The 22209-nt window shown below is 64.9% G+C and carries 27 protein-coding genes; 10 read left to right on the forward strand and 17 right to left on the reverse strand.

Annotation, left to right across the window (positions count from 1 at the left end; all coding sequences use genetic code 11):
- Positions 1-263: 263 nt before the first annotated feature.
- From GAU_RS17935 to GAU_RS17950, 4 genes are all read left to right on the forward strand, one after another.
- Positions 264-677 (forward strand): MerR family transcriptional regulator, encoded by a 414-nt coding sequence (locus GAU_RS17935; RefSeq protein WP_015895324.1) that lies wholly within the window; start codon positions 264-266, stop codon positions 675-677.
- Between the two features lie 2 nt (positions 678-679).
- Positions 680-964 (forward strand): hypothetical protein, encoded by a 285-nt coding sequence (locus GAU_RS22525; protein ID WP_015895325.1) that lies wholly within the window; start codon positions 680-682, stop codon positions 962-964.
- Positions 961-1350, forward strand: a complete 390-nt coding sequence (locus GAU_RS17945; RefSeq protein WP_015895326.1) for a MerC domain-containing protein — start codon at positions 961-963, stop codon at positions 1348-1350. The genes GAU_RS22525 and GAU_RS17945 overlap by 4 nt, the downstream gene beginning before the upstream one ends.
- A gap of 208 nt (positions 1351-1558) precedes the next feature.
- On the forward strand, positions 1559-1717 hold the full coding sequence (locus GAU_RS17950; protein WP_169307727.1) for a hypothetical protein: 159 nt from the start codon (positions 1559-1561) through the stop codon (positions 1715-1717).
- A 29-nt stretch (positions 1718-1746) separates the two neighbouring features.
- Here the strand turns inward: GAU_RS17950 and GAU_RS17955 are convergent, their stop codons facing one another.
- From GAU_RS17955 to GAU_RS18025, 16 genes are all read right to left on the reverse strand, one after another.
- On the reverse strand, positions 1747-2196 hold the full coding sequence (locus tag GAU_RS17955) for a Dps family protein (protein WP_015895328.1): 450 nt from the start codon (positions 2194-2196) through the stop codon (positions 1747-1749).
- Positions 2197-2229: 33 nt separating this feature from the next.
- Entirely contained in the window at positions 2230-2655 is a 426-nt protein-coding gene (locus GAU_RS17960; RefSeq protein ID WP_015895329.1) for a hypothetical protein, read from the reverse strand.
- Positions 2652-2993: a hypothetical protein gene (locus GAU_RS17965; protein ID WP_015895330.1), complete on the reverse strand. Its 342-nt coding sequence runs from the start codon at positions 2991-2993 to the stop codon at positions 2652-2654. The genes GAU_RS17960 and GAU_RS17965 overlap by 4 nt, the downstream gene beginning before the upstream one ends.
- Positions 2990-3391, reverse strand: coding sequence for a hypothetical protein (locus GAU_RS17970; protein WP_015895331.1), 402 nt, complete (start codon positions 3389-3391; stop codon positions 2990-2992). Before GAU_RS17970 ends, GAU_RS17965 begins: the two co-directional genes overlap by 4 nt.
- A complete protein-coding gene (locus GAU_RS17975) occupies positions 3388-4818 on the reverse strand; it encodes an efflux transporter outer membrane subunit (RefSeq protein ID WP_197526012.1) in 1431 nt (476 codons plus the stop codon). Before GAU_RS17975 ends, GAU_RS17970 begins: the two co-directional genes overlap by 4 nt.
- A complete protein-coding gene (locus GAU_RS17980) occupies positions 4811-5536 on the reverse strand; it encodes an ABC transporter ATP-binding protein (RefSeq protein WP_015895333.1) in 726 nt (241 codons plus the stop codon). Before GAU_RS17980 ends, GAU_RS17975 begins: the two co-directional genes overlap by 8 nt.
- Position 5537: 1 nt before the next feature.
- Entirely contained in the window at positions 5538-6740 is a 1203-nt protein-coding gene (locus tag GAU_RS17985; RefSeq protein ID WP_015895334.1) for an ABC transporter permease, read from the reverse strand.
- Entirely contained in the window at positions 6737-7888 is a 1152-nt protein-coding gene (locus tag GAU_RS17990) for an efflux RND transporter periplasmic adaptor subunit (RefSeq protein WP_015895335.1), read from the reverse strand. The genes GAU_RS17985 and GAU_RS17990 overlap by 4 nt, the downstream gene beginning before the upstream one ends.
- Positions 7885-8493 (reverse strand): TetR/AcrR family transcriptional regulator, encoded by a 609-nt coding sequence (locus tag GAU_RS17995; protein ID WP_015895336.1) that lies wholly within the window; start codon positions 8491-8493, stop codon positions 7885-7887. The genes GAU_RS17990 and GAU_RS17995 overlap by 4 nt, the downstream gene beginning before the upstream one ends.
- A 182-nt stretch (positions 8494-8675) precedes the next feature.
- Complete coding sequence (locus tag GAU_RS18000) at positions 8676-9845, reverse strand: IS30-like element ISGau8 family transposase (RefSeq protein WP_015895337.1); 1170 nt, start codon at positions 9843-9845, stop codon at positions 8676-8678.
- A 133-nt stretch (positions 9846-9978) separates the two neighbouring features.
- Positions 9979-10392: a hypothetical protein gene (locus tag GAU_RS18005; RefSeq protein ID WP_015895338.1), complete on the reverse strand. Its 414-nt coding sequence runs from the start codon at positions 10390-10392 to the stop codon at positions 9979-9981.
- 149 nt (positions 10393-10541) lie between these two features.
- On the reverse strand, positions 10542-11171 hold the full coding sequence (locus GAU_RS18010; RefSeq protein ID WP_169307728.1) for a hypothetical protein: 630 nt from the start codon (positions 11169-11171) through the stop codon (positions 10542-10544).
- A gap of 127 nt (positions 11172-11298) precedes the next feature.
- Positions 11299-11661: a DUF7674 family protein gene (locus tag GAU_RS18015; RefSeq protein ID WP_041265682.1), complete on the reverse strand. Its 363-nt coding sequence runs from the start codon at positions 11659-11661 to the stop codon at positions 11299-11301.
- 176 nt (positions 11662-11837) lie between these two features.
- A complete protein-coding gene (locus GAU_RS23020; protein WP_156799124.1) occupies positions 11838-12491 on the reverse strand; it encodes an SEC-C metal-binding domain-containing protein in 654 nt (217 codons plus the stop codon).
- A gap of 124 nt (positions 12492-12615) precedes the next feature.
- On the reverse strand, positions 12616-13458 hold the full coding sequence (locus GAU_RS18020; protein ID WP_041265683.1) for a DUF3825 domain-containing protein: 843 nt from the start codon (positions 13456-13458) through the stop codon (positions 12616-12618).
- A 553-nt stretch (positions 13459-14011) separates the two neighbouring features.
- Entirely contained in the window at positions 14012-14974 is a 963-nt protein-coding gene (locus GAU_RS18025) for an integron integrase (RefSeq protein ID WP_015895341.1), read from the reverse strand.
- Between the two features lie 195 nt (positions 14975-15169).
- On the opposite strand from GAU_RS18025, the gene GAU_RS18030 reads away from it, so the two are divergent.
- From GAU_RS18030 to GAU_RS18055, 6 genes are all read left to right on the forward strand, one after another.
- Entirely contained in the window at positions 15170-15778 is a 609-nt protein-coding gene (locus GAU_RS18030; protein ID WP_015895342.1) for a hypothetical protein, read from the forward strand.
- A 55-nt stretch (positions 15779-15833) separates the two neighbouring features.
- A complete protein-coding gene (fabF, locus tag GAU_RS18035; protein ID WP_015895343.1) occupies positions 15834-17111 on the forward strand; it encodes a beta-ketoacyl-ACP synthase II in 1278 nt (425 codons plus the stop codon).
- Positions 17108-17920, forward strand: a complete 813-nt coding sequence (locus tag GAU_RS18040; RefSeq protein ID WP_015895344.1) for a 1,4-dihydroxy-6-naphthoate synthase — start codon at positions 17108-17110, stop codon at positions 17918-17920. The genes fabF and GAU_RS18040 overlap by 4 nt, the downstream gene beginning before the upstream one ends.
- A 23-nt stretch (positions 17921-17943) precedes the next feature.
- Positions 17944-18318 (forward strand): MmcQ/YjbR family DNA-binding protein, encoded by a 375-nt coding sequence (locus GAU_RS18045; RefSeq protein ID WP_015895345.1) that lies wholly within the window; start codon positions 17944-17946, stop codon positions 18316-18318.
- Positions 18319-18365: 47 nt separating this feature from the next.
- Positions 18366-19118 (forward strand): DUF4159 domain-containing protein, encoded by a 753-nt coding sequence (locus GAU_RS18050; protein WP_015895346.1) that lies wholly within the window; start codon positions 18366-18368, stop codon positions 19116-19118.
- Between the two features lie 73 nt (positions 19119-19191).
- Positions 19192-20703 (forward strand): hypothetical protein, encoded by a 1512-nt coding sequence (locus GAU_RS18055; protein WP_015895347.1) that lies wholly within the window; start codon positions 19192-19194, stop codon positions 20701-20703.
- Positions 20704-20720: 17 nt separating this feature from the next.
- Here GAU_RS18055 and GAU_RS18060 read toward each other — a convergent pair whose 3' ends face one another.
- The gene (locus GAU_RS18060) at positions 20721-22151 is read right to left on the reverse strand and encodes a toxin glutamine deamidase domain-containing protein (RefSeq protein WP_015895348.1); all 1431 of its coding nucleotides are present in this window, start codon (positions 22149-22151) and stop codon (positions 20721-20723) included.
- Between the last annotated feature and the right edge of the window lie 58 nt (positions 22152-22209).

The raw sequence follows: 22209 nt of genomic DNA on the forward strand, positions 1-22209 counted from the left end.
GCGTCGGAGTCTAGATCGAAAGCTAAATGCGAAGGTCAAGACAGAAATCGGCTGCTATCTAACGTTTGCTTCTGCTGCGAGCGCTCCCATAAAATGCGGTTGTGGGGCCGCTGCATTCCTTCCATAAAGTGGAGCAGCGGCCCCACAACCGCTACCAACCCCGCGCTTGTCGGCAGCAAGCGTCGTTATGCGGCGCCATTGCTGAGCGCGCGGCGTGAGCGCCCTTGACTCTATACCGTGGTATAGGGTTTATCCTACATCGTATGAAAGTCCCTTTGCGCATCGGGGCCGTCGCTGAGGCGGCGGGCGTGGGCGTGCAGACGCTCCGGTACTACGAGCGGCGCGGCCTGTTGAGCGCTCGCCACCGCACGGCAGGCGGCTACCGTGAATACGCTCCGGACACGGTCCGTCGCGTCGTGTTCATTCGCCGCGCGCAGGCGATGGGATTCACGCTCGATGAGATTCGCGCGCTCCTCGCGCTTCGTGTGCGGGAGCCGCGACGTTGCGAGCCGGTGAAGGAGTCCGCCGAGATCGCGCGCGCGCGCGTCCGCGAGCAGCTCGTCGCGCTGCGACGGATGGACAAGGTGCTCGCACGGCTCATTCGTGCGTGCGACGCGCGAGCGGTCACGGAGGAGTGCCCCATCCTGGCGGCGCTCGAACCTGAGGAGAGGAGTTAGCGATGCAGATCGATTTGGTGTACTTCGAGGGATGCCCGCACGTTGTATCGGCGCGTCAACGCATTGCGGACGCGCTGGGGAGTCTCGGATTGTCTGCTGAATGGAGCGAGTGGGACACAGGCGAGGCCGCGACGCCGACGAATCTACGCGGCTATTCGTCGCCGACCGTACTCGTGAATGGGGTCGATGTCGAGCACAAGGCGGCGACGAGCGGCGCGGGCTGCGCGGTAGGTGGAGGGCCCAGTCTCGAGGTGCTGCGTGCGGCCCTGACTGCGGCGAGCCGATGAAGCCGGGGACACGTGATGGGGCGGGAGTCCTCGGTGCGATCCTCGCGGCGCTGTGCTGCGCGGGAACGCCGTTCATTGTGGGTGGACTGGCCGCACTCGGCCTTGGATTCCTGCGCAAGGACGGCATTCTGTGGCCCGCGATGCTCCTCGCCCTGGCGGTCGCCGTTACAGGCTTCTGGAAGGGCGCGCGGACGCACGGGCGCTGGGGCCCGTTCGTTGTCGGTGGGCTAGGCGCGGTGTCGCTCGCAGCCGGCGTGATTCTCGTGCACGGATTTCCGGCGATGCAGATGATCTACGGGGGTTCCGCTGCGCTCGTCATCGGGGCGGGATGGAACAGTTACGCGCGAAGAAACTGTGCAACCGTGAGCACGCGCGCGTCCGCATAACGTCGGGTTGTGCCGTGGGCACTCCATCAAATGCGGCGGCGCAGCCGCCGCTTCCCAACCGTGCCCATCGGCCACCAACCATCGTTATGCGGCGGGCACGCCGAGACGCGCGATCGGACCGCTGGACGCTTGGCTGGCCCGGATCGCTGAGGGAGGGAGTCAGCTCTGGTGCGTCGGATTGGTCGAATTCATCATCGTCAGTTTTCACATGATCGGCATCGTCCAGTTGCTTGCGGTTCCGGGAGCTGCCTTCATTGCCGACACCCGCGGCAGGGTGAGCGGCATCTTCAGTGGGCTCGCGATGATCACGTACATTCTGCACTCGCACTCGAACGTGCGCCGGATGATGGGTACCCGGGAGGAATAGCTCGCGCGAGGGGGCGATTCGCGTCGCGACTATTCCAAGTGACTGCGCAGCATCCAGGCGTTCTTCTCATGCACCTCCACTCGCCTGGTCGCGAGATCGGCACTCGCCTGGTCCCTCGCGGCTTCGGCCGCTTCGATCAACCGACGCGCAGCCTCCGCCACCAGTTCCTGATCGGCGACCAACATCCGAATCATCTCCGTGGCCTCGGGACGACCAGTCTCTTCGCTGACGGTCGTGAGCTTTGAGAACTCCGTGTAGCTCGCCGGGGCGAACGCCCCCAGCGCGCGCATGCGCTCGGCTACCGCATCCACGGCGAGCGCCAGCTCGGTGTACTGCACTTCGAACATCGCGTGCAATGAGTTGAACATCGGCCCCGTGACGTTCCAATGGAAGTTGTGCGTCTTGAGATAGAGCGTGTAGCTGCTGGCCAAGAGCGTGGACAGCGCCTTGACCGTCGGTTCGTTGGACTTCTTCGTCATGGTCGTGGTTCCGCGTAGGAGGGAGAGGAACGATCAGTTGGTGTGCACCGCACCCGAGTGCGGTGCGCGAAGCACCGCGAACCCGAGCACGACCATCGCGCCGACCATCGACACGCCGCCGACGAGGACCAGGAGCGGCGGCACGCCGAACAGGACTTCAGTGAGGATCCCGATTGGCATGAGCATGCCGGCCAGCGCGAGCCAGGAGACGATCCGGGCCGATCGCTCCTGCAAGGGGAGTGCGACCAACAGGTAGCCGATGACGACGTTCAGGAACGCGAACAGGTTTCCATGCACGTGCGCCAGTCGGGACTCGAAGTGCTTGCCCGTCAGGCTCCCGGCGATCCACTCCTCTTTCCCGGGGGCGAAGTCCCGGAGATAGATGAGCACGAATCCGTAGACCATGAATCCCGCGAGAAAGAAGAGGCCAGCGGCGATGTTGCGGCGTCCGGACGTCATTGTGATCCTCCGTGCGAGTGAACCGGCGAGTGCGCGACGCTCGTGCATCGCGTGAGAACGATCGCGAGCAGATGCCCGGCGGTGATCCCGTGCGGCTCGCCGGCTTCCAGCACCACACGTCTGCCGACGACGAGCGGGATCCCCTCTCCCCGGGTGAAAAGCGTTCCGATACCGGCCACACACTCGATGATGACCGGATCCGGTGATGCGTGCTCGGCGAGCGCGGTCCCGTGCCGCAACGTCAGTAGCGTGAGTTTGCGTCCGGGGCCGTCGAACAACAGTTTCGTCTCCTTGTCCTCGCCACCCTCGGGCGCCTGCACCACGTCGATCACCTTCATGCGGATTCTCCTGTGAGAGGTCGTGTGAGCCGCGCTCCGACGAGCAGCGCCAGCCACACTGCGCACCGAAACGTCATCGCACGGAGGCTGTCGCCGGCGACGCCACCGCCCGACGCATACAGCACGCCGATCAGGCCGAACGCGGCGAGGTTGAGCGCGAGGATCATCCCGGCCGCGCGTGCGCTCCAGGGCAGGTCGCGCCAGAGCGCCACGCCGGCGGCGACGTACGCGATGCCCATCGCCGTGTTGAACATCAGCAGCGGCCGGAACACGACGTAGCCGGGATCGACGCCGCCGAAGAGCACGCGCCCGCCGGCGAGGATCGTGACCAGGCCGAAAGCGATCGCGATCACCGCCATGAAGCGGCGCAGCGGGACACGATATCGTTCGAGGATCATCTTGGTTCCTCCTTCGGGGTGGGTTCATCGTCGCGCGGGGTCGCCGTGGTCCCGCCGACCGCCTGGTGGAGCGCCACGGCATCGAGCAGCTGCTTCGCCCGCGCGGAGACCAGCGCCACGCGTACCTGCTGAGCTTGTTGACCGGCGGCGAGTACCTCGCGGTAGCCGACGGAGCCGAGCGCGTATTGACGCTGCACCGACGTGAGCGCGGCGCGTGCGGCCTCGTCCGCGCTCGTCAGCTCCTCCAGCACCCGCGCGTCGTGGTCGAGGGCCACGAGCAGGTCCGCGGTGTTGCGCAACGACTCCAGCACCACGCCCTGATAGTGCGACGCCGCGGCGTCGAACGCCGCCAACGAGGCGCGCTTCTCGGCGCGGAGGCCCGGGTTGAACAACGGCTGGGTCAGCTGCGCCAGCAGGGTCCACACGGCCGACCCGCTGCCGAAGAGCACGCCGGAGGTGAGCGCCTGTGTCCCGAGGGACGCGCTCAGGTCGAGCTGCGGGTAGAGGCGCGCGACGGCCACGCCATGCTCCGCGTCGGCGGCGCGCATGAGCGCCTCCGCCGCCAGGATGTCGGGCCGCCCCCGCAGGACCTCGGACGGCACCACCGCGGGCAGGTCCGCCGGCAGTTTCAGGTCGGAGAGCGTGAACCGCGGCGGCAGGGTGGCCCCCGGCTCCCGGCCCGCGAGCACGGCGAGCAGATGCGCGTTCTGCTGCCCGAGCGACTGCTGGGCGAGCAGGTCGGCGCGCGTCTGCGCGACGCGCGACCGGTGCGTGAGCACCTCGTCCGGCGAGGCCGCACCCAGGCGCACGCGCTCGCCGCTGATCGTGAGATCCTCCTCCTGTTGCCGGAGGATCTCCTGCGTCGCGTCCAGCTGCGCCGACAGCTGCGCCTGCTGCACCGCCGCCGTCGCGATCATCGCCGACAGCGTGAGACGCGCGCCCGCCAGCTGGAATCGCTGGTGATCGGAGCGCGCGGCGAGCGCCTCGAGCGCACGACGGTTCCCCCCGGTCAGGTCGAGCCGGTAGCGCACGCTCACCGTGGCACTCTGCAGTCCGAACTCCCTCGGCGTCCCGGGCTGACCGAACATCGCCGGATTGACCCGTTGCTGCTGGGCGCCGAGGATCGCGTCGGCCTGTGGGTACCGGTTCATCCCCGCGCGCGCCGCGACCAGCTCCTCCGATTGCCGGAGCGTCGCTTCCGCGGCGGCCACGCTCGGGCTGGCCCGCAGCGCCTCCGCGATGAGCGTGTCGAGTGCCGGCGAACCGAATGCCTGCCACCATGGATCGGAGGAGCCCGCGTCGCGCACCAGGGAATCCGGTGCGATCGACGTCGCGACACCGCCCCGCGGAGCCGACGCACATCCCGCCAGCGACGCGGCGAGCAGCACCGCCACGACGGACCGACCATGCGCGAAGTGCTCAGGCACGGAGTACCTCCGCGAAATCCACTCCCTGACCGACCTCTTCATGTGTCCTTCCGTCCCGGATGTGATAGATGCGCTTAAAAGTCGGGATGATCTTCTCGTCGTGCGTGACTACGATGATCGCCGTCTCGTACCGGTGGGCCATCTCGTGCAGGATCCGGATGACGGCGAGCGCCCGTTCGCTGTCGAGTGGCGCGGTCGGTTCGTCGGCCAGGATCACCGGAGGCCGATTGACCAGCGCCCGCGCGATCGAGACGCGCTGCTGCTCGCCGCCCGAGAGTTGCGACGGCATCCCCCGAGCACGATGCGCCACGTCCAGCGCGCCGAGCAGTTCCATCGCGCGCTTGCGCGCGTCGCCGTTCGGCACGCCCGCGAGCATGGGGAGGAGCGCGACGTTGTCGGTCACGTCGAGGAACGGGATCAGGTACGGCGCCTGGAAGACGAACCCGATCCGGTCGCGTCGCAGCGCGCGCAGGTCATCGATCCTCCATCCGTCGTCGTAGATCACCTCGTCGCCGAGGGTCATCCGCCCTGACGTCGGCTCGATCACCGCACCGAGGCTCTTGAGGAGCGTCGACTTGCCGGAGCCCGAGGGACCGATCAGGCCGACCACCTCGCCCGGGGCGACGTACATGTCCACGCCCTTCAGCGCGTCGACGGCCGTGTCGCCGACCCCATAACGCTTCGTGAGCCTCTCGATCCGGATGCCGGTGCCGGTCATCTCAGCCTCCGATCGCTTCGGCCGGATCGACCCGCAGCGCCGCGCGGATGGCGATCAGGCTCGCGAGCACGCAGATCAGGACCACGGCGCCGAATCCCACGAGCGAGTCGCCGGGGAGCAGCAGCACATACTTGGGGAATCCCGGAGCCCAGAACGTCGCCGCGACCTTCCCCACCACGAATCCGATCAGGCCGAGCCCCACCGCCTGCTGCATGATCATGAAGGCGATCGTGCGGTTCCTCGTGCCGATCAACTTGAGCACCGCGATCTCGCGGATCTTGCCGAGCGTCATCGTATAGATGATGAACGCGACGATCGCCGCGCTCACGATCGACAGGATGACGAGGAACATCCCGATCTGGCGCGCGGCGGTCGCGATCAGCTTGCCGACCAGGATGCCCTCCATCTCGGGCCGCGTGTAGACGGTCAGGTGCTGCCACCGCTCGATCGACCCGGCGACGTCCCCCGGCGCGAACCCCGGCGCGAGCTTCACCAGCACGGCGTTGACGTACGGATTCCGGCTCTGCGACGTGATCACGGCATCGAGCAGTCCGGGGACCCCCGCACGATTGAACGCCGGATTCTCGCTCGTGCGGCGGCGCCCCTGCAACACCGCCTCGTTGTCCTTGAGGAACTGGGCTTCCTGCGCATCCTTGAGCGGGATGAAGACCATCGGATCGCCGCCCGACGACACCATGCGCCGGGTGAGGCCCACCACGGTGTACTCGTGGCGGCGGATCCCGACGCGGTCGCCGATCGCGAAGCCGGTGGCGATGTCGGCCACCGCCTCGTAGTGACTGCGCGTGATCTGGCGTCCGGCCACGAGGTGCGGTGGCCAGCCCGGGGTGCCCGGCTGGCCCGACGCGATGCCGACCACCATCGCCCGCACTTCCCGCGTCGCGCTGCGCACCTGCATCGTGAGGTAGGTGACGTTGGCCGCCTGATCGACGCCCGGTACGGCGAGCACACCGCGATAGATGTCGTCGTACAGGCTCGACGGTTCGGCATACGGACCGAGGGTCTCCTTCTGGACGACCCAGAGTTCCGCACCGCTGTTGTCGAGCAGCACCATCCCGTCATCCACCATGCCGCGATACACCCCGGCCATGGTCAGCGTCACGCCGATCAGCAGTCCAAGACCGATCCCGGTGAGGAGGAACTTCCCCCAGTCGTGCAGGATGTCCCGGCCGGCCAGGCTGATCATGGGGAGACCCCGGGGATCCGCTCGACGATGTCGAGCCGACTTCCCGAGCGCAGCGACTTCGCGCTGTAGACCACGATCCGGTCGCCGACGTCGAGGCCGGAGAGCACCTGCACCTGCCCGTCGAGGTCCGCGACACCGAGCCGCACCGGGGTGAACACGAGCTCCCCGTCCACGAGTCGCCAGACACCCGTCTCGCCATCCACGCGCTGCACCGCCGCGTTGGGCACGACCGGCACCGACGGAAGCGCCGCCAGGCTCACCGTCACCTCGGCCAGCTCACCGATCGACGGCAATGGGTCGGGGCGGGCGGCGAACACCACCTTGGCCAGCATCTCCTCGGTGACCGCGTCCGCCTGCAGTTCCACGCGCAGCACGCTCCCGGCGAGCGTCTGCCGCGACCGCGAGCGCAGCACCACCTGCGCCGGGAGTCCGGCGCGAAGTCCTTCGGTCGCCCCCTGATCGAAGCGCACGTGGACCCACAGGCTCGCCGGATCCACGACCTCGACCACCGTCTGGCCGGACACGACCGTCGTGCCCGGATCGACTTCCCGCGCGGTCACGACACCGTCCACGGGCGACACGAGACGCAGGTTGTTCCGTTGCGCTCGCAACATGTCGCGATCGGCGGCGGCTCGGGCGACGTCCTCGCGGACGACGCTCAAGGCGGCGGTGGCGACCTCCAGGGACTGCATCCGCTGTGCGAGATTCTCCGCGCTCGTCGAGCGCGCGGCCAGCAACTCCTCATAGCGGCTCGCCTCGGCCTGCGCGAACGCGTGCCGCACCTCCGCCTCGCGCTGGAGCGCGACACTCCGATTGACTGCGGCCTCCTGCGCGCGTACGCGGTCGTCGAGATCGACCGGATCCATCTCACCCATCACTTGTCCGGCGGTGACGCGGTCGCCGACATCGACGAGTAGTTGCCTGACGCGACCCGCGACGGTCGGGCCGACCTTGTGCGTGTATCGCGATTCCACTGTCCCGACGCCGAAGAGCTCGGGGGTCAGCGCTCGGGCTGCGACCGTCGTGGTCGTCACGGCGATCGGGGCGAGGGGGCCGGATCTCACCGCGACATAAACGAAGAGCAGCAGGAGCGGGAGGAGGACCACCGCGATCGTCAGCGTGCGACCCTTGAGCGCAAGCGGCTTCATCTCGCACGCTCGATGCCGCGACGGTAGATGGCGAACACGCGAGGCGCGTCCGTCCGGATCCGGGTGAGATCTCCGCTCAGCATCGACTGCATGACGAGCCCCTGCACCGTGCCGATGAAGAGAACGGCCGCGGCTTTGGTGTCGGTCGCGGGATCCAGCTCACCCCGCGCCTTCGCCTCGGCAAGGATTCCCCCAACGCGTTCTCCGTAGGCCCGAAGCAACGTCTGCACCATCCGACCCGCCGCCGACCGCCTGGTCCGCTGGAGCTCACCGAAAACGAGGCGCGGCACACCCGGGTGCATTTCGACGAAGTCGACGTGGGCCAGAAAGAGCGCCTCGAGCACGAGCAGGGGCGTTTCCGCCGACCGCACCGCCGTGTCGACGCGGGCCATCAGGTTCGCGGCGACCCACTTCATGACGGCGAGCAGGATTGCGTCCTTGCTCGCGAAGTGCTTGAAGAGTGCACCTTGGCTCAGTCCCATCTGTGTCGCAATCGCCGCGGTGGTGATCTCGCTGGGATTGGTCGTCGCGGCGAGCGCGACGACCGAATCGACGGTCGCCGCCTGACGGTCTGCGCTACGGAGATAGCTCGGGTAGGATCGCATACGAGTCCTGTAAAGTAAGTAATCGATTACTAACCTAATGCGACTGGCGCGCTGCGCAAGGGGCACCTGCGACCGCGACGCTCCCTCGGCGACCAGCGCGCTCGCCGCCAAGCAAAGTGGGAGCGACCGCTGAGTGAGAGCGCAGAAGATCCTCTCAGGTCCAGACCGGTGGAATCAGGTAATCAACGCAACACCTGCTGAATCATCTCGGCGGGCGTCCGCCAGTCGAGGGTCTCGCGGGGCCGGCCGTTCAGGCGGTCGGCGACGGCGTCCAACTGCCGCTGCGTGAAGGTGGAGAGATCCACGCCCTTCGGGAAGTACTGCCGCAGCAGGCCGTTCGTGTTCTCGTTCGACCCCCGCTGCCAGGGGCTCTGCGGGTCGCAGAAGTAGACCTGCACCCCGGTCGCCACGGAGAAGACCCGGTGGTGCGCGAGCTCGGTGCCGCGGTCCCAGGTCAGCGAGCGCGTCAGGTGCGCCGGCAGCCGCCTGATCTGCCGGATCAGCGCCGGGATCACGGTCGTCGTCTCCTTGCTGGGGACGCGCACGAGAATGACGAAGCGAGTGGTGCGCTCGACCAGCGTGGCGATGTAGCTGTTGTCCCGCCCGGCGATCAGATCGCCCTCCCAGTGGCCCGGCACGGCGCGATCGGCGACCTCGGGCGGCCGCTGGCTGATCGGGATCGCGTCCACGATCTGGCCGCGCCCTTGGCGCTTCCGGGTCGCCGTCCGCGCGACGCGGACGACGCGCCGGCGCCGCAGCTCCTGCGTGAGCTCCTTCCGCAGGACATTGCGCGACTGAATGTAGAGCGACTGATAGATCGTCTCGTGCGACACATGCAGCTCCGGGGTCTGCGGCGCCGTGCGACGGAGCCACCGACTAATCTGGCGCGGGGACCACTGCAGGCGCAGCTTGGCCGTGACGAGCCGCCGGAGCGGCCGATGGGTCGCCAGGCGGCAGGGCTTCGGCCGCCGCGCGTCGACCCACGCGGCGATGTCGGCCCGCACCGCAGAGTAGACGTCGCGACCGCCGTGGCGCTCGACTTCGCGCGAGATGGTCGACGGCGCGCGCCCGAGCCATCGCGCGATCAGCCGGAAGCTCGCGCCCCGCGCCAGCGCCCGCTCGATCGCCTCTCGATCTGCGAGGGAGAGCTGGTGCGGCGACCGGACGCGCGGGCGCGGGGCGATGCCGCCCGCCTCCCGAATGATGAAGTGGACGGAGCCCGGCAGCTTGCCGAGCCGTTCCGCGATCCCGCGCCGCGAGACGCCCTCGCGATGCCACATCCATAGAAGGCCGCGCTGCTCCGAGGTGAAGCCACGCGGACTGATGCTCCTGGGTTCCATGCACACCTCCATGCGGTGAAAGATGGATGGTGTTGCACTGACCCCCTGACTCCAGGCCGCATAACGCTGGCTTCTGCAGCGGGCGCTCAAATGAAATGCGCGCGCTGCGCGCTTCCGAAAAAGCGTCCGTCTGCAGCAAGCATCGTTATCCGACCGCCCGCGGCAGAAGGAGCAACACGATCAAACCGAATCCACCGACCAGCGACGCCACCCCGACCAGCGCCACGTGTTGCATAGCCTGCGGCACCGCCCACGCGGCAAAGCGTTGGTGGTAGCGCCAAGGGATGAGCGCCAAGAGGATCGACGTGCCAACGAGGACCCATCCGAAGACTGCGATGGATCGCGCCCAGGTCATCTGCGGCGCGGAGAGAACGAACGCCGCTCCCGCCACGACTCGGAGGCCGAGTTCTGTGAAATGCAGACGCTGCGTCGTCGCGAGGCGACCGAGAAAACGCTTGGCCGTCTCCGGGCGCACCAGCGCACCGCCTCCCAGCAAGAGCAAGTAGAGCGCCACCAGAAAGACCACCCCCGGCGCAACTACCGAGATCAGACTATCCATTCAGCTTCTCGTCCCCTCATGTGTTCGGATAACGCCAAGCTCTGCCGCGGGACCACATAACAATGCGACAGGCGAACGCAGTGAGCCAGTCGCACTCCTTCATGAGGCCCGTCGGCAGCAGCGACCCGTTAGGCGTCCGGTGCGTTGCCTCACGGTTCGCGTGATGATTCATCGAGCGGCGGTTGCTCCGCTCTCGCAGCAGCGAATGCATTGTACCAACGCCAAGCCTTGTCGCCTTCACCCAGAGCCGAGTCGACTAGCATCTGAATCATCAGAAATGAGCCGGGGGTGATCTCATCATCCTCGAACTCGCGCCCAGCAAGAGCATCGTTGAACTCCATCTCGAAGTTGCGGAACCACCAAACTTCGATTTTCCGAAATAGCTTGTGAAGCTCTTGAAATCGCGGGCCAACCTCATTTATCGCCGCGCTACCAAGCAGGTTGGACAGTTCGTGCACAACGCGATTGCGGCATGACCGTATGCGGGCAAAGGTCTTGAGGTCATCGTCGTCAATCGCGTTGTAGGAATGGAACCACAACAGCGACGCTTGCAACGTGTTCTTGTGACGCGAGGTGACGTCTCGCTCGTAGGCCGCTTTGTCGACCACCCATCCGTTGGGCCCGAACTCGTTAGAGTGCAAGAATCTCGGGTGGTCGACAACTCGATCGCGGAACATCTCGAAGATCATCACGAACAGCGAGACACTGAGGAGTACGGATCGGAGCTCCTCAGGATGAAGCATTTGTTCGAAATCTGGACCCGTTTCTGAGTGAGTCACTCAATCTGTCTCCGCCTAACGCCGCGTTCTGCTGCAAAGGCTCCAATAAACTAGCTGTGAACGGAGGAGCGCGGAGCGCTCCGCAGTTACACAGCGCAGCTCCTGCCTTTGACTGCAGCAACGCTCGTTAGGCGGCGTCGGGACCAGCGGGGTTGTCCCACGCGTCGAAAAGTGCCAGTGACTTGGGACCCAAGTATGAGCGAATCTGTGCCGAAATCGGCTCGTTTGTCAGGTTTTCGATGAAGCACGTGTACACGGCGTTGCTGAGCTCTGTATCTGAGCGCTGACGATGCGCGGCGCACTCTTCAGCGAACTGAAACAGCTGAACTCTCGTTGCCTCGTCTAGCAACTCAAATTCTTCCCGCACGTAGTGGCTGAATTCTACGAACATTCCGTGGAACGTGAACGAACCGTCGTCGGCGCGGAACAAATTCTCGGGATCATTCCAGTACTCACCGAAGCCGGGCGCGATCGATTGAAGCTTGCTCATTACTTCAGCGGTTGTGAGCACGAAACTATGGCTTGATGAGAAGTGTTTCTTTGAATCGTGACGAGCGAGCCGCCTAACGCCCAGCGCTCTGCCGCGGGGCAACTACAACAAGTTGCGGTGAGCACGCGCAGCGTGCACGCCGCCATCCGAAATACCCCGACGGCAGCAGCGGTAGGTTAGCGAGCACGCCCTGCTATTTGCGATAGCTCCATTCCTCGTTTGCAGCAGGCCTGAAAGCTCTTTCCGCTTTCACACGGGCAGGGATCTGATTTTCGCCAGGTTCGCAGAGCAATGTCGCGAAAGCTGTTTTGCTTTCCCCTTTCAAGCCGCTGCAGCGCGATGGCGTCCTCCCCGTACACTGCTATGTTTCCAGACGTAGGTGGATGCTTCATTTTGATTGCTGAAATCTTCTCTTCAATCGAAATGAACGTTGCAACATCTTGATGGTTTGAAGAGGGAATGCGCTTGCCTGGCATCCTGGCGAGTGGATCAGTGTGATCATATGTGATCCTCGCGTCCTCTAGGAAAAGCACTTGCGTTGCCCCATGCCTGTCCGGCGTAATGCAGCGCAGCCCGAAGGACTCAGAGCGAATCAAGGCGTGGCCTAAGAACTCAACGAGCACGCCGGGCCAATGATTCACTTTCCAGCCCATTACCACCTCGCCCCCATGCGATTCCACCCAAGCTTGAGCGTTTACAATACACTTGTTGGGGAGGGCACCTGCGGTCGGCGCAATAGACACGAACACTGGCAACGAAACTAGACCAAGCTGTCCGCATGCGCGAACAACTTCGGGAGTGACAGACTCGGGCACTGTAGTGAAGACCATGGACCGTATTTTCGATTTGTCTCGCTAACGCCAAGCTCTGCGGCGGGGCACTTCAACAATACGGCAGGCGAGCAGAGCGAGCCAGCCGCTTTCCATAGTTCGGCCCCGCCCGCAGCAGCGATCGTTATGTGGCGGGATACTCGTCGTCGTCCGTCCCAGGTTCCTCGATCTGCTCAGCAGAAGCGCTCTCGGAGAACGACGACCATGCCTCGAGCATCCAAGGTGGAAGCTGGTCATGGCGCTTGACCGCGACACGCGAGTTCGCGTACGGCATGTGAGGAAGGAGAACAGTGCGAACAAGAAGATTGCTCGGGCTCACCTGAACTGGAGCGATGAGATCGGGCGCTCTAGTAATGTTCTCCCGGCTCTGTAGGTAGAGCGGAACCATGTAGTTCATCTTCCCGAAGTACCAGTGAGCCAACTGAAGCCCACGATTGAGCGACCATTGAATTGCGCCAGAGACAGCGCATATCTGCGCTACTGGTGGAGTCTGCCTTAAGAAGCTGACACGCTCGCCATTCTCATCAAGAATGTGATCGTGACTCATGACGATCTCAACGCCAGCTTGTATGGACGGAGGCGTTGGAATATCGGGCGATTCTGGCAGCTCCGGTGCTGATATCTGTGAACCCGCGGCGATGACTCGCCAAGGGGACTTGGAACCCGTTAGTGCTGGAGCGAAAACCAGATAGAGGGGCGTCCCGTAGCGAGTCTGAAGGTGGCCAGCGGTGACATAGAACTGCTCTCCTCGCTGCGTGAAGCGACCCTGCTCAATGCTCCAAGGTACGTTCACCGCGAGATACTTGGTTAACGCATAGTGGTCCTTGCCCCAGTGCTCAGATAGTGCGTCCTTCGCCAGCTGGTCAAGCACCTTAGGTGAGATGAACGCAAATCGATGAAAGCGCTCAACGACCTTGTTGGTATACGAGCTTCCTAGTTCCGCGAGCAGTTGGTCTTTTTCGATCATGGCAGAATGGGGTTGGCCACATAACGCGTAGCTCTGCTGCGGCGCCTCAAATGGAGCGCGCAGCGCGCCACCGAAATTACCGCGCCGGCTGCAGCAGCGTCGGGTTATGCCGCGATGGTCGGGTGGCCTCTATGCGACTTCGCGGTTGCGCCACGACCAGAAGTTCCACCAAGCCTGTCTTCCCGCTCTGAACGGCGACCACCCGGATGCTGGTGGGCCATCCCGAGGGACTGCGCACGGACGTGCCTGGGCCAGGCTCCTGCATTTACGGTCCGTTCAAGACGCCGCGAACTTGCCACCGCGCCCTACCCCATTCAAGAAAGACCCTCGCGACATAACGCGTATTAGGCTGCAGGGGATCACTGCAAGCCAGACTTTATATTCGCGCTTTCCGCAGCCTAACGAGTTCGACGAACAGGCCCGCGCAACTTCGCAAACCATTGAGCAGGAATGCCTTGCCGCGGAATGCGGCCTACGTGCCGAGATCTGTTAGGCTGCAGATAATGCAGTCTAAGGTTCGTCCGCATAGAGAGAACCGCAACCCGCAGCACCCCTACGGCGCGTCCAGCGGGCTCCGCACACCGCGGCCACCCCGATTGAGCACGTGGGTGTAGATCATCGTCGTGGACACGTCTCGATGCCCCAACAGCTCCTGCACGGTACGGATGTCGTAGCCGTCCTCCAGCAGGTGCGTCGCAAACGAATGCCGGAAGGTGTGACATCCTACTCGCTGGCCGATACCGGCGCGGCGGGCGGCTTCCGCCACGGCGCGCTGCAGCACCGTGTGGTGCAGGTGATGTGTACGCCGCTCTCCCGTGGACGCGTCACGATATTCGCGCGCGGCGGGAAACACCCAGCACCAACCCCATTGCCGGCTGGCGCCCGCTGCCTTGCGGTCCATCGCCCCAGGCAGCGCGACGTAGCCACCTCCAGCGGAGGCGCGGCGCGCCATCAGCACTTTCGCGGCACGCAGGTGCTCACGTAGCGGTGCAATCAATGACTCCGGAACCATTGTCACCCGATCCCGCCCGCCCTTGCCCGCGCGCACGCGCAATTCCTTGCGATCGAGGTCCAGGTCCTTCACTCGTAGCTGACAGCACTCGTTGAGTCGCAGGCCGGTGCCATATAGGAGCGAAGCCATCAGGTGCGGCGTGCCTCGCATGTGCACAAGCACCCGCCGCACGGCAGCTCGCGACAGCACATTGGGCAGCCGATGCGGAACCTTGGCTACCAGAAATCCCTGCACCGCGCCAAGCGGTTGTCCCAGTACTTCGGCGTACAGGAACGCCAATGCCGCCAAGGCCTGATTCTGCGTGGACGCCGCGACCTTTCGTTCGCTCGCCAGATACGTCAGAAATGCCGAGACAGCACTATCGCCCAGCGCCGACGGATGCTGCATCCCATGGAATCGCACGAACCGGACAATCCAGCGCACATACACCTCCACCGTGCGTGGACTGTACCGACGCACGGCCGCGCGCTCGCGCACCCGTGTGATGAGGCGGGCTCCGGTCATGCCCCACCATACGCCACCACCACACCTGCTCCCGCATCGATTGCACGCGCGCGCTCCCGTTTCTACGCGAGACCACCCGACACCCTCCGCCGTCGGGCCACGGCGGCCGGCCCCAGCGGCACCGCCCGACCCCGGCACATCCCCGCCCACCCAGAGTAAAATCAGGGTTCAGCCCGCTCCCACTACATTTCAACAATGCCTCTCTCCTCGCGCATCCTCGTGGTGGCCGCCACGGCCCGCGAACTCGCGCCCCCCGATGACTGGCGGTCCCTCCAGTGCGGCGTGGGGCCGGTCGAGGCCGCGATCGCGACCACCCTGGCCATCGCCCACGAACGGCCGGGGGCCATCCTGCACGTGGGCATCGCTGGCGCCCGACGCGCAGCGGGTATCGCCCCGGGCGCCCTCGTCATCGGCAGCGAGTCCCGCTATGTGGACCTCGGCGTGCCCGCCGAATGGGCGCCCAACACCATCCCGGCCTCGGTCCGCCTCCTCGCCGGTGTGCATCGCCTCTTCCCCCACGCCCGCGTCACGGCCATCGGCACCAGTGGCCGGGTGGGCGGGACGCAGGGCGCCGTCGCCGGCGAGCCCTGCGACGTGGAAGCCATGGAAGGCTTCGGTGTGGCCCGCGCGGCCCAGCAGGCGGGCGTACCCATCATCGAGGTGCGCGCGGTGTGCAACGAGATCGAGGAACAGGACCGCGCCCGCTGGCACTTCGACCTGGCCTTTCAAACCATCACCGACGCCACGCCGCTGCTCGTCGCGGCCGTCCGTGATGCCCTGAGACAACCGCTCGTCGGCTGCTGATCACGCACCCGTCGCTCCCGATCATCCGGCCGACTTCCGTCACCCCATTCTTCGCATGAGTCATCACCACACCCGCGTCGTCATCACCGGCATGGGCCTCGTCTCGCCGCTCGGCGCTTCCGTCAACGCGGCCTGGACCAACCTGCTCGCGGCCCGCTCCGGCATTCGCGCGCTCGATGCCGACATGATCGGCGAGGTCACCAGCCGTATCGCGGGTGTCGTGCCCTCGGCGTCCGAACCCGATGGCTTCGATGAATCGCGCGTGATCACCAGCAAGGACGCGAAGAAGGTCGATCGCTTCATCACGCTGGCCCTCGCGGCCGCGGCCGAAGCGGTCGAGCAGGCGCAGTGGAAACCGGAGACCGAAGAACAGCGCGCCCGCACGGCCACGGTCATCGCGTCGAGCATGGGTGGCTTTCTCAACATCTCCGACGCCGTGCGCACCACGTACGACGCGGGCCCGCGGCGCCTGTCGCCGTTCACGGTCCCGTCGTTCCTGCCCAACATGGCGGCAGGCTGGGTGTCCATCCGTCACGGCTTCAAGGGGCCACTCGGCGCACCCGGCACGGCCTGCGCGGCCAGCTTGCAGGCCATCGGCGACGCGGCTCGCATCATCCGCGCGGGTGAAGCCGATGTGGCGGTGTGTGGTGGTACCGAGGCGGCGCTCAACCTCGTGGGCATCGGCGCGTTTGCCGCAGCGCGTGCACTCTCCACGGCATTCAATGACCGCCCCACTGAGGCATCACGTCCGTTCGATACCGAACGCGATGGCTTCGTGATCGCCGAGGGCGCGGGGGTGTTGGTGATCGAATCGCTGGGGCACGCCATCGCACGTGGTGCCACGCCCATCGCCGAAATCGTGGGCTATGGCACGGCCGCCGATGCCTATCACATCACGGCCGGTCCGGAAACCGGCGACGGGGCGGCCCGTTCCATGCGTGCAGCGCTGCTGCAAGCGCAGCTCGCGCCGGAACGCATCGGGCATGTGAATGCCCACGCCACGTCCACGCCCGTTGGGGACAAGGCCGAACTGGCGGCCATGCGCGCGGTGTTTGGCACCAATCCGCACACCGCCATCAGCGCCACCAAGTCGGCCACCGGCCACACGCTGGGCGCAGCCGGTGGTGTGGAAGCCATCTTCACGGCACTCGCCCTGCGCGATCAGATGCTGCCGCCCACACTCAATCTCACCAACCCCGATGCGGCCACCGAAGGCCTCAACGTGGTGGGGCCTGCGGCGCGCCCGTGGGAGTTCGACTACGCCCTGTCGAACGGGTTTGGGTTTGGTGGTGTGAACGCGAGCATCGTGCTGCGCCGGTGGACTGGCGTGTGAGCACGAAGCCCGAGCTCACGTTCGGCTATTCGCCCTGCCCCAATGATACGTTTGCGTTTCATGCGCTGACGCATGGACTGATCGACGCGCCGTTCACCATCAAGCCGGTGCTGCTCGATATCGAGGAGCTCAATCGGCGGGCACACGATGGCGCGTTCGATCTCACCAAGCTGAGTGTGGGCGCGTTTGCCGCCGTCGGCGAACGGTATCGCCTGTTGCGTAGCGGCGCGGCGTTGGGCAAAGGAGTGGGGCCGTTGGTCGTGGCCCGTGCGCCCATGTCGTTCGAAGAGGCCATTGCCGGTGGCCCCATGGCCATTCCGGGACGCGAGACCACCGCGTATCGCCTGCTGCGTCTCGCGGCGCCGTCGCTCACCAACACCATCGAGCTGCGCTACGACCAGGTGCTGCGCGCGGTGGCCAACGCTGAAGTACATGCTGGGCTCATCATTCATGAAAGCCGCTTCACCTATGCCGATCATGGGCTGCACAAGGTGATCGACCTGGGCGACTGGTGGGAGCACGAGACACAGTTACCGGTGCCACTGGCCGGCATCTGTGCGCGGTCAGATATGGATCCGACCCTGGCCAACGCTGCCGAACAGGCCATCCGCGCCTCGGTGCAGTACGCGTTCGACCATCCCGAGACGAGCCGCGACTACGTGCGTGCGCATGCGCAGGAGATGTCGGCCGAAGTGTGTGCGCAGCACATCGCCCTGTACGTGAACGAACATTCGCTGGATATTGGCGCCGAAGGATTGGCAGCCATCGATCGTCTGGTGGCCGTGGACCGACCTGCCTCCGTCGCATAACACCGCCTCCCACGCGAACGATCATGGCCACCCAGGACGATGTGCGTCGCATTGCCCTGTCGTTGCCGGGCGCCGAGGAGGCGGACGATCGTTTCGCGTTTCAGGTGCTGGTGAAGGACAAGCCCAAGGGGTTCACCTGGGTGTGGCTGGAACGGATCGACCCGAAAAAGGCGCGCATTCCCAATCCGCGATTTCTGGGTGTACGCACCAGCAGTGTGGCCGAGCGGGATCTGATGATTGCCGCCGAGCCGCGGATTTTCTTCACAGAGCCACACTACAACGGATATCCCGCGGTGCTGGTACGTCTTGAAGAGATTCCGATGGCGCAGCTCGAGGTGATCCTGGTGGAAGGGTGGCGCCATGTTGCGCCGCGGGAGCTGAGCGCGCTGGTGGAGTAGCCCGCCATTCGTCGGTAGCGAACACGCCGGACAGGAGACGCACCCCTATGATCATGCGCCGTTCACTCAAGCGCCGCGCCGCATTGGTATCGGTCCTGCTGGCCCTGGTGGCCGCACCCATCGCCTGGTCGCAGCGCGGGCGCATGTTCATCGAGCCCAACGTGCCCTACGACGGCCGCTTCACCTTCGTGCGCCTGCGCTACACGCAGGGCTATCGCATGGCCTGGAGCGCGGACTACCCGGCCATGGAACGCAACTTCATGGCCATCCTGGGTGACTTGTCGACCCTGAAGCTGCACCGCAAGGGCAGCAATGTGCACACACTCGACGACCCCGAACTGGCGCGCTACCCGGTCGCCTACCTCACCGAGCCGGGCTACTGGTATCCCACCGACGAAGAAGCGGCCGCACTACGCCAGTGGATTCTCAAGGGCGGATTCCTGATCGTGGATGATTTTTACTTTGACCGGCAGTGGGAGGTCTTTGAGGCAGGCATGAAGAAAGTGCTGCCTGAAGGGCGCATCGAGCAGCTCGATGTTTCCCATCCGGTGTTCAATTCGTTCTTTCAGATCAAGACGCTCGATGGCATGACCCATCCGGCCACACGGTCGGCCAAGGCCGTGTACCTGGGCATCCACGAAAACAACGATCCTCGGCAACGGCTGCAGGTGGTCATCAACTTCAACAACGACATCGGCGACTACATGGAGTGGTCCGGCGAGGGATGGTATCCCGTCAATCTCTCCAACGATGCCTACAAGTTCGCGACCAACTACGTGGTGTACGGATTGACCCATTGATCCGGAATGTCCTCCTCACTTCCCTCCCAGTTCAAGAGACGCTCGAGTGCCGATTATCACTTATGACGCTTGGATGAAGGATACGGCCCGAATCGGCCGCTCCCGCAGTGCAGAAATCAAGGCGATTGACGCCGCCTTCCTGGAACTCGAGAAGCTCGGCACGGAACCGTCTCGGCAGAAGCTGATCAAGGCCTTTGAAGCCTGGAAGAAGAAGGAAGGCCCCGGGGATGCATGGAAGCGCAGTGGACGCAATCATCTGCGCGCCGTGGACAAGCTGGCCGCCATGCTCGATGGCAAGGGTGACGACGACGACGCGTTCAGCTCCGGTCGTGTCCCCGACTTCATGCACGAAGAACTGATCAACGCGCGTCTTGGCGTGTTGTATCTGTTCAGCCGCGTGAGTGTGGCGCCGGGCATGTTCAAGATGGTGCTGGAAGGCGGATTCGATATTGCCGGTCAGTCCATGGACATCGGCGGTTCCAGCGATTCCGACAAGAACATCGTGGGCAAGGTCGGCAAGGGCATGGGGCCCGTGGGTTGGGTCGGCAACAAGATCGAAGGCAAGCTGATTCCACAGAACGTGCCCAAGAACGTCTACCTGCCCCAGGGCGCCAAGCCGAGCATCGAGGCGGGCCTCACGGCCACGAACGTCACGTCGGAGCAGATCCTGCGTGACGCCGAGCGCGCCGAGGCCTTGTCCAAGCGGTCCAACCTGCAGGTGGTGAAGGACAAGCTGCAGCAGTGGTTCGACATGCTGGTGGAGAAAGTGAAGGAGATCGTGCGCCAGAAGTTCGGCACGGTGGAAGGCATCACCGGCATGATCAAGACACTGGTCAAGGGCATCGTGTCGGTGGTGGCGTCCAAGGCCGCCCCGTTTGTGGGCGCCGGCATGGACATCGCGCGCGGCGTGGGCAAGACCATCGATGCCGCTATCACGCGCTTCAAGGCGTGGAAGGATGGACGTGATGTGGAAGTGGGCCAGGGACATCCGGCCACCATCGTGCAGTCCATCACCCGCGCGATGACGCTCAGCCTGTTCGAAGGGCTGTATCAGACGATGAAGGGCGCCGGCGCGCTGGCCATGGATGTCGTGGGCTTCGGTGCCGGTGCCATCGTGAACCTGTGCGTTTCGGCCACCGAACTCGTTGTGAAGTTCATCTGGCGTCTGGTGGAAACGGTGCGCATCAACGCGTTCTGCGCGCAGGCACGTGGACATTGGGAAAACAGCCAGTCGCTCGACGCCATTCACCGTCGCCCGTTTGCGTTCAGCGAATGGTATCGGGACTATGCGCTCAACATCCCGCTGATCTCGGTGCTCACGCTCAACACCGGCATCTGCGGCGACAAGATGCGCTACCTGAGCATGTTCAAGTCGGGTGGGCAGATCAGCAGCAATGATTTCCAGAACGGCGTGCGTTTCCTCGACAACCTCAAGCCGTGGGGCGCCGACTACATCAAGTCGGCCGGTTATTCCCTGCGCTCGGGTGGTGACGTGCTGGTGGATCGCCTGATCAACAAGCTGGCCACGTCACACGAGAAGGAGAAGCAGGCCTACGACTACGTGCTCGACGCACTCAAGTCGTAGGCCTCACCGCCGCGCACTCACATCGGGAAGAAAAACACCCGATTGAGTTGCGCCGGATTCACCGCCACCACACGTCCCGGCTCGGTGTGATCCACATAGCGGATGGTGCCGTTACGGTTCTGGGCATTGAACACGTGTCCCCGCACGTCGGTCATGCCCGGCACCGTCCCAGGTCGGTATTCCACGAACACCAGCCCCTGGGATCCGATTCCCTCGCGCTCGAGCAATCGGTTGATGTCATTCATCGATCCCATCTGCACGGGCTGTCCACGCCAGATCTCATCGAGTTGTTCGGGCGTGTAGCTCCCCGTGCGGCGCGGGGCAAACCCGTTGCCGCGCGGCTCGAGCCGGGCAAAGATCTGCTCGGGGGTGTGCGCCATATCGTCGCCAAATCCGCCGGGTCGTGTGTCGGGATACACACCGCGCACACCACCGGGCATGTCATCGGCCACACCACCGGCGGCCTTGAACAGATCGGCTTCGGCCATCGCGCCCGGGAAACAGGCATTGGTGGCAAAACACGGCTGCGGCGGCGTGCCGCTGCCATAGCTCCGATTCTGCCGCAACGTGCGCTCGATGGAGCCCTTCACCTGACGGCGCGCGGTGGCCACACGACGCACACGTTCTGCCGCTTTCTCCACCGCATTGATCTGCCGCAGCGCACCGGCGCGATTGAGACCACCGGCGGGCAGCACATTGGGCAGGTTCTTGCCGATGAACCGTGACGGATTGGCCTTGAACTCCTTGAGCGCCTGCTCGGCCGCCGCGCGCAACTGCCGATGATTGTCGGTGTTGTCGTTGGTGAGATAGTCGGCCAGTGACTGTGCCATCTGCTGCAGTGGCACGCCGGGGCGCTGCGACAGAAACTGCAGTGTCTCTCCGGCCCAGTCGGCGAGACCTCCCACAAACTCCGCGCCCGGATTGCCGGCTGTGGTGGTGTGGAGTTCATCGGCGATGACATTCATCTCGGCGCCCAGCTTGAACACCCGCGCACTTTCATCGGTGGCCAGAATGGGTGGTTCGGTTTCGGCCGGTGGCGTGGGCGTGCCGCGATCCGTTTCTGCTGGAGGACGCGATACGGGGCGCGATGTGCACGCCCCACGAACGATATCGATGTTGGCCTTGGTGTGACGCGCCATCTCGTCACTGCGCGCATCGTGGACGGGCTGGATGGCCGTTTCCCGCTTGTCCATCGCCGCCCGTCGGCAGGACTGTGCCTGCGATGACGATGGTCGCCCCACCGAGCAGGCGCGGTGGTCCTTGTTGTACTGATTGTTCACATCCACGACACGCTTGTTGATTGCCGCGAGGTTGTCAGCGTGTTGTGTGCGTTCGGCGCGGCGGGCTTCATCGCAGGCGCGCGCATCAGTCTGCGCCACCACTGGGCGAGCCATCAGCAGAAACAGCAGGGCGCGTGCGTAGGGTGCACCGCGCAGGACCGCGAGCATCGAAATCTCCGGAAGGCGTCACTCGAAGTTGCCGCTTCCGGGCCGATGCACAAGTGCG

The organism is Gemmatimonas aurantiaca T-27 (genome assembly GCF_000010305.1).
GTDB classification, from domain to species: Bacteria; Gemmatimonadota; Gemmatimonadetes; order Gemmatimonadales; family Gemmatimonadaceae; genus Gemmatimonas; species Gemmatimonas aurantiaca.

Excerpts from the sequence above, each read along its gene's own strand:
- GAU_RS17935 (WP_015895324.1), top strand. The coding sequence starts at position 264 with ATGAAAGTCCCTTTGCGCATCGGGGCCGTCGCTGAGGCGGCGGGCGTG.
- GAU_RS22525 (WP_015895325.1), top strand. The coding sequence starts at position 680 with ATGCAGATCGATTTGGTGTACTTCGAGGGATGCCCGCACGTTGTATCG.
- GAU_RS17945 (WP_015895326.1), top strand. The coding sequence starts at position 961 with ATGAAGCCGGGGACACGTGATGGGGCGGGAGTCCTCGGTGCGATCCTC.
- GAU_RS17950 (WP_169307727.1), top strand. The coding sequence starts at position 1,559 with ATGATCGGCATCGTCCAGTTGCTTGCGGTTCCGGGAGCTGCCTTCATT.
- GAU_RS17955 (WP_015895328.1), bottom strand. The coding sequence starts at position 2,196 with ATGACGAAGAAGTCCAACGAACCGACGGTCAAGGCGCTGTCCACGCTC.
- GAU_RS17960 (WP_015895329.1), bottom strand. The coding sequence starts at position 2,655 with ATGACGTCCGGACGCCGCAACATCGCCGCTGGCCTCTTCTTTCTCGCG.
- GAU_RS17965 (WP_015895330.1), bottom strand. The coding sequence starts at position 2,993 with ATGAAGGTGATCGACGTGGTGCAGGCGCCCGAGGGTGGCGAGGACAAG.
- GAU_RS17970 (WP_015895331.1), bottom strand. The coding sequence starts at position 3,391 with ATGATCCTCGAACGATATCGTGTCCCGCTGCGCCGCTTCATGGCGGTG.
- GAU_RS17980 (WP_015895333.1), bottom strand. The coding sequence starts at position 5,536 with ATGACCGGCACCGGCATCCGGATCGAGAGGCTCACGAAGCGTTATGGG.
- GAU_RS17985 (WP_015895334.1), bottom strand. The coding sequence starts at position 6,740 with ATGATCAGCCTGGCCGGCCGGGACATCCTGCACGACTGGGGGAAGTTC.
- GAU_RS17990 (WP_015895335.1), bottom strand. The coding sequence starts at position 7,888 with ATGAAGCCGCTTGCGCTCAAGGGTCGCACGCTGACGATCGCGGTGGTC.
- GAU_RS17995 (WP_015895336.1), bottom strand. The coding sequence starts at position 8,493 with ATGCGATCCTACCCGAGCTATCTCCGTAGCGCAGACCGTCAGGCGGCG.
- GAU_RS18000 (WP_015895337.1), bottom strand. The coding sequence starts at position 9,845 with ATGGAGGTGTGCATGGAACCCAGGAGCATCAGTCCGCGTGGCTTCACC.
- GAU_RS18005 (WP_015895338.1), bottom strand. The coding sequence starts at position 10,392 with ATGGATAGTCTGATCTCGGTAGTTGCGCCGGGGGTGGTCTTTCTGGTG.
- GAU_RS18015 (WP_041265682.1), bottom strand. The coding sequence starts at position 11,661 with ATGAGCAAGCTTCAATCGATCGCGCCCGGCTTCGGTGAGTACTGGAAT.
- GAU_RS23020 (WP_156799124.1), bottom strand. The coding sequence starts at position 12,491 with ATGGTCTTCACTACAGTGCCCGAGTCTGTCACTCCCGAAGTTGTTCGC.
- GAU_RS18020 (WP_041265683.1), bottom strand. The coding sequence starts at position 13,458 with ATGATCGAAAAAGACCAACTGCTCGCGGAACTAGGAAGCTCGTATACC.
- GAU_RS18025 (WP_015895341.1), bottom strand. The coding sequence starts at position 14,974 with ATGACCGGAGCCCGCCTCATCACACGGGTGCGCGAGCGCGCGGCCGTG.
- GAU_RS18030 (WP_015895342.1), top strand. The coding sequence starts at position 15,170 with ATGCCTCTCTCCTCGCGCATCCTCGTGGTGGCCGCCACGGCCCGCGAA.
- fabF (WP_015895343.1), top strand. The coding sequence starts at position 15,834 with ATGAGTCATCACCACACCCGCGTCGTCATCACCGGCATGGGCCTCGTC.
- GAU_RS18045 (WP_015895345.1), top strand. The coding sequence starts at position 17,944 with ATGGCCACCCAGGACGATGTGCGTCGCATTGCCCTGTCGTTGCCGGGC.
- GAU_RS18050 (WP_015895346.1), top strand. The coding sequence starts at position 18,366 with ATGATCATGCGCCGTTCACTCAAGCGCCGCGCCGCATTGGTATCGGTC.
- GAU_RS18055 (WP_015895347.1), top strand. The coding sequence starts at position 19,192 with ATGAAGGATACGGCCCGAATCGGCCGCTCCCGCAGTGCAGAAATCAAG.
- GAU_RS18060 (WP_015895348.1), bottom strand. The coding sequence starts at position 22,151 with ATGCTCGCGGTCCTGCGCGGTGCACCCTACGCACGCGCCCTGCTGTTT.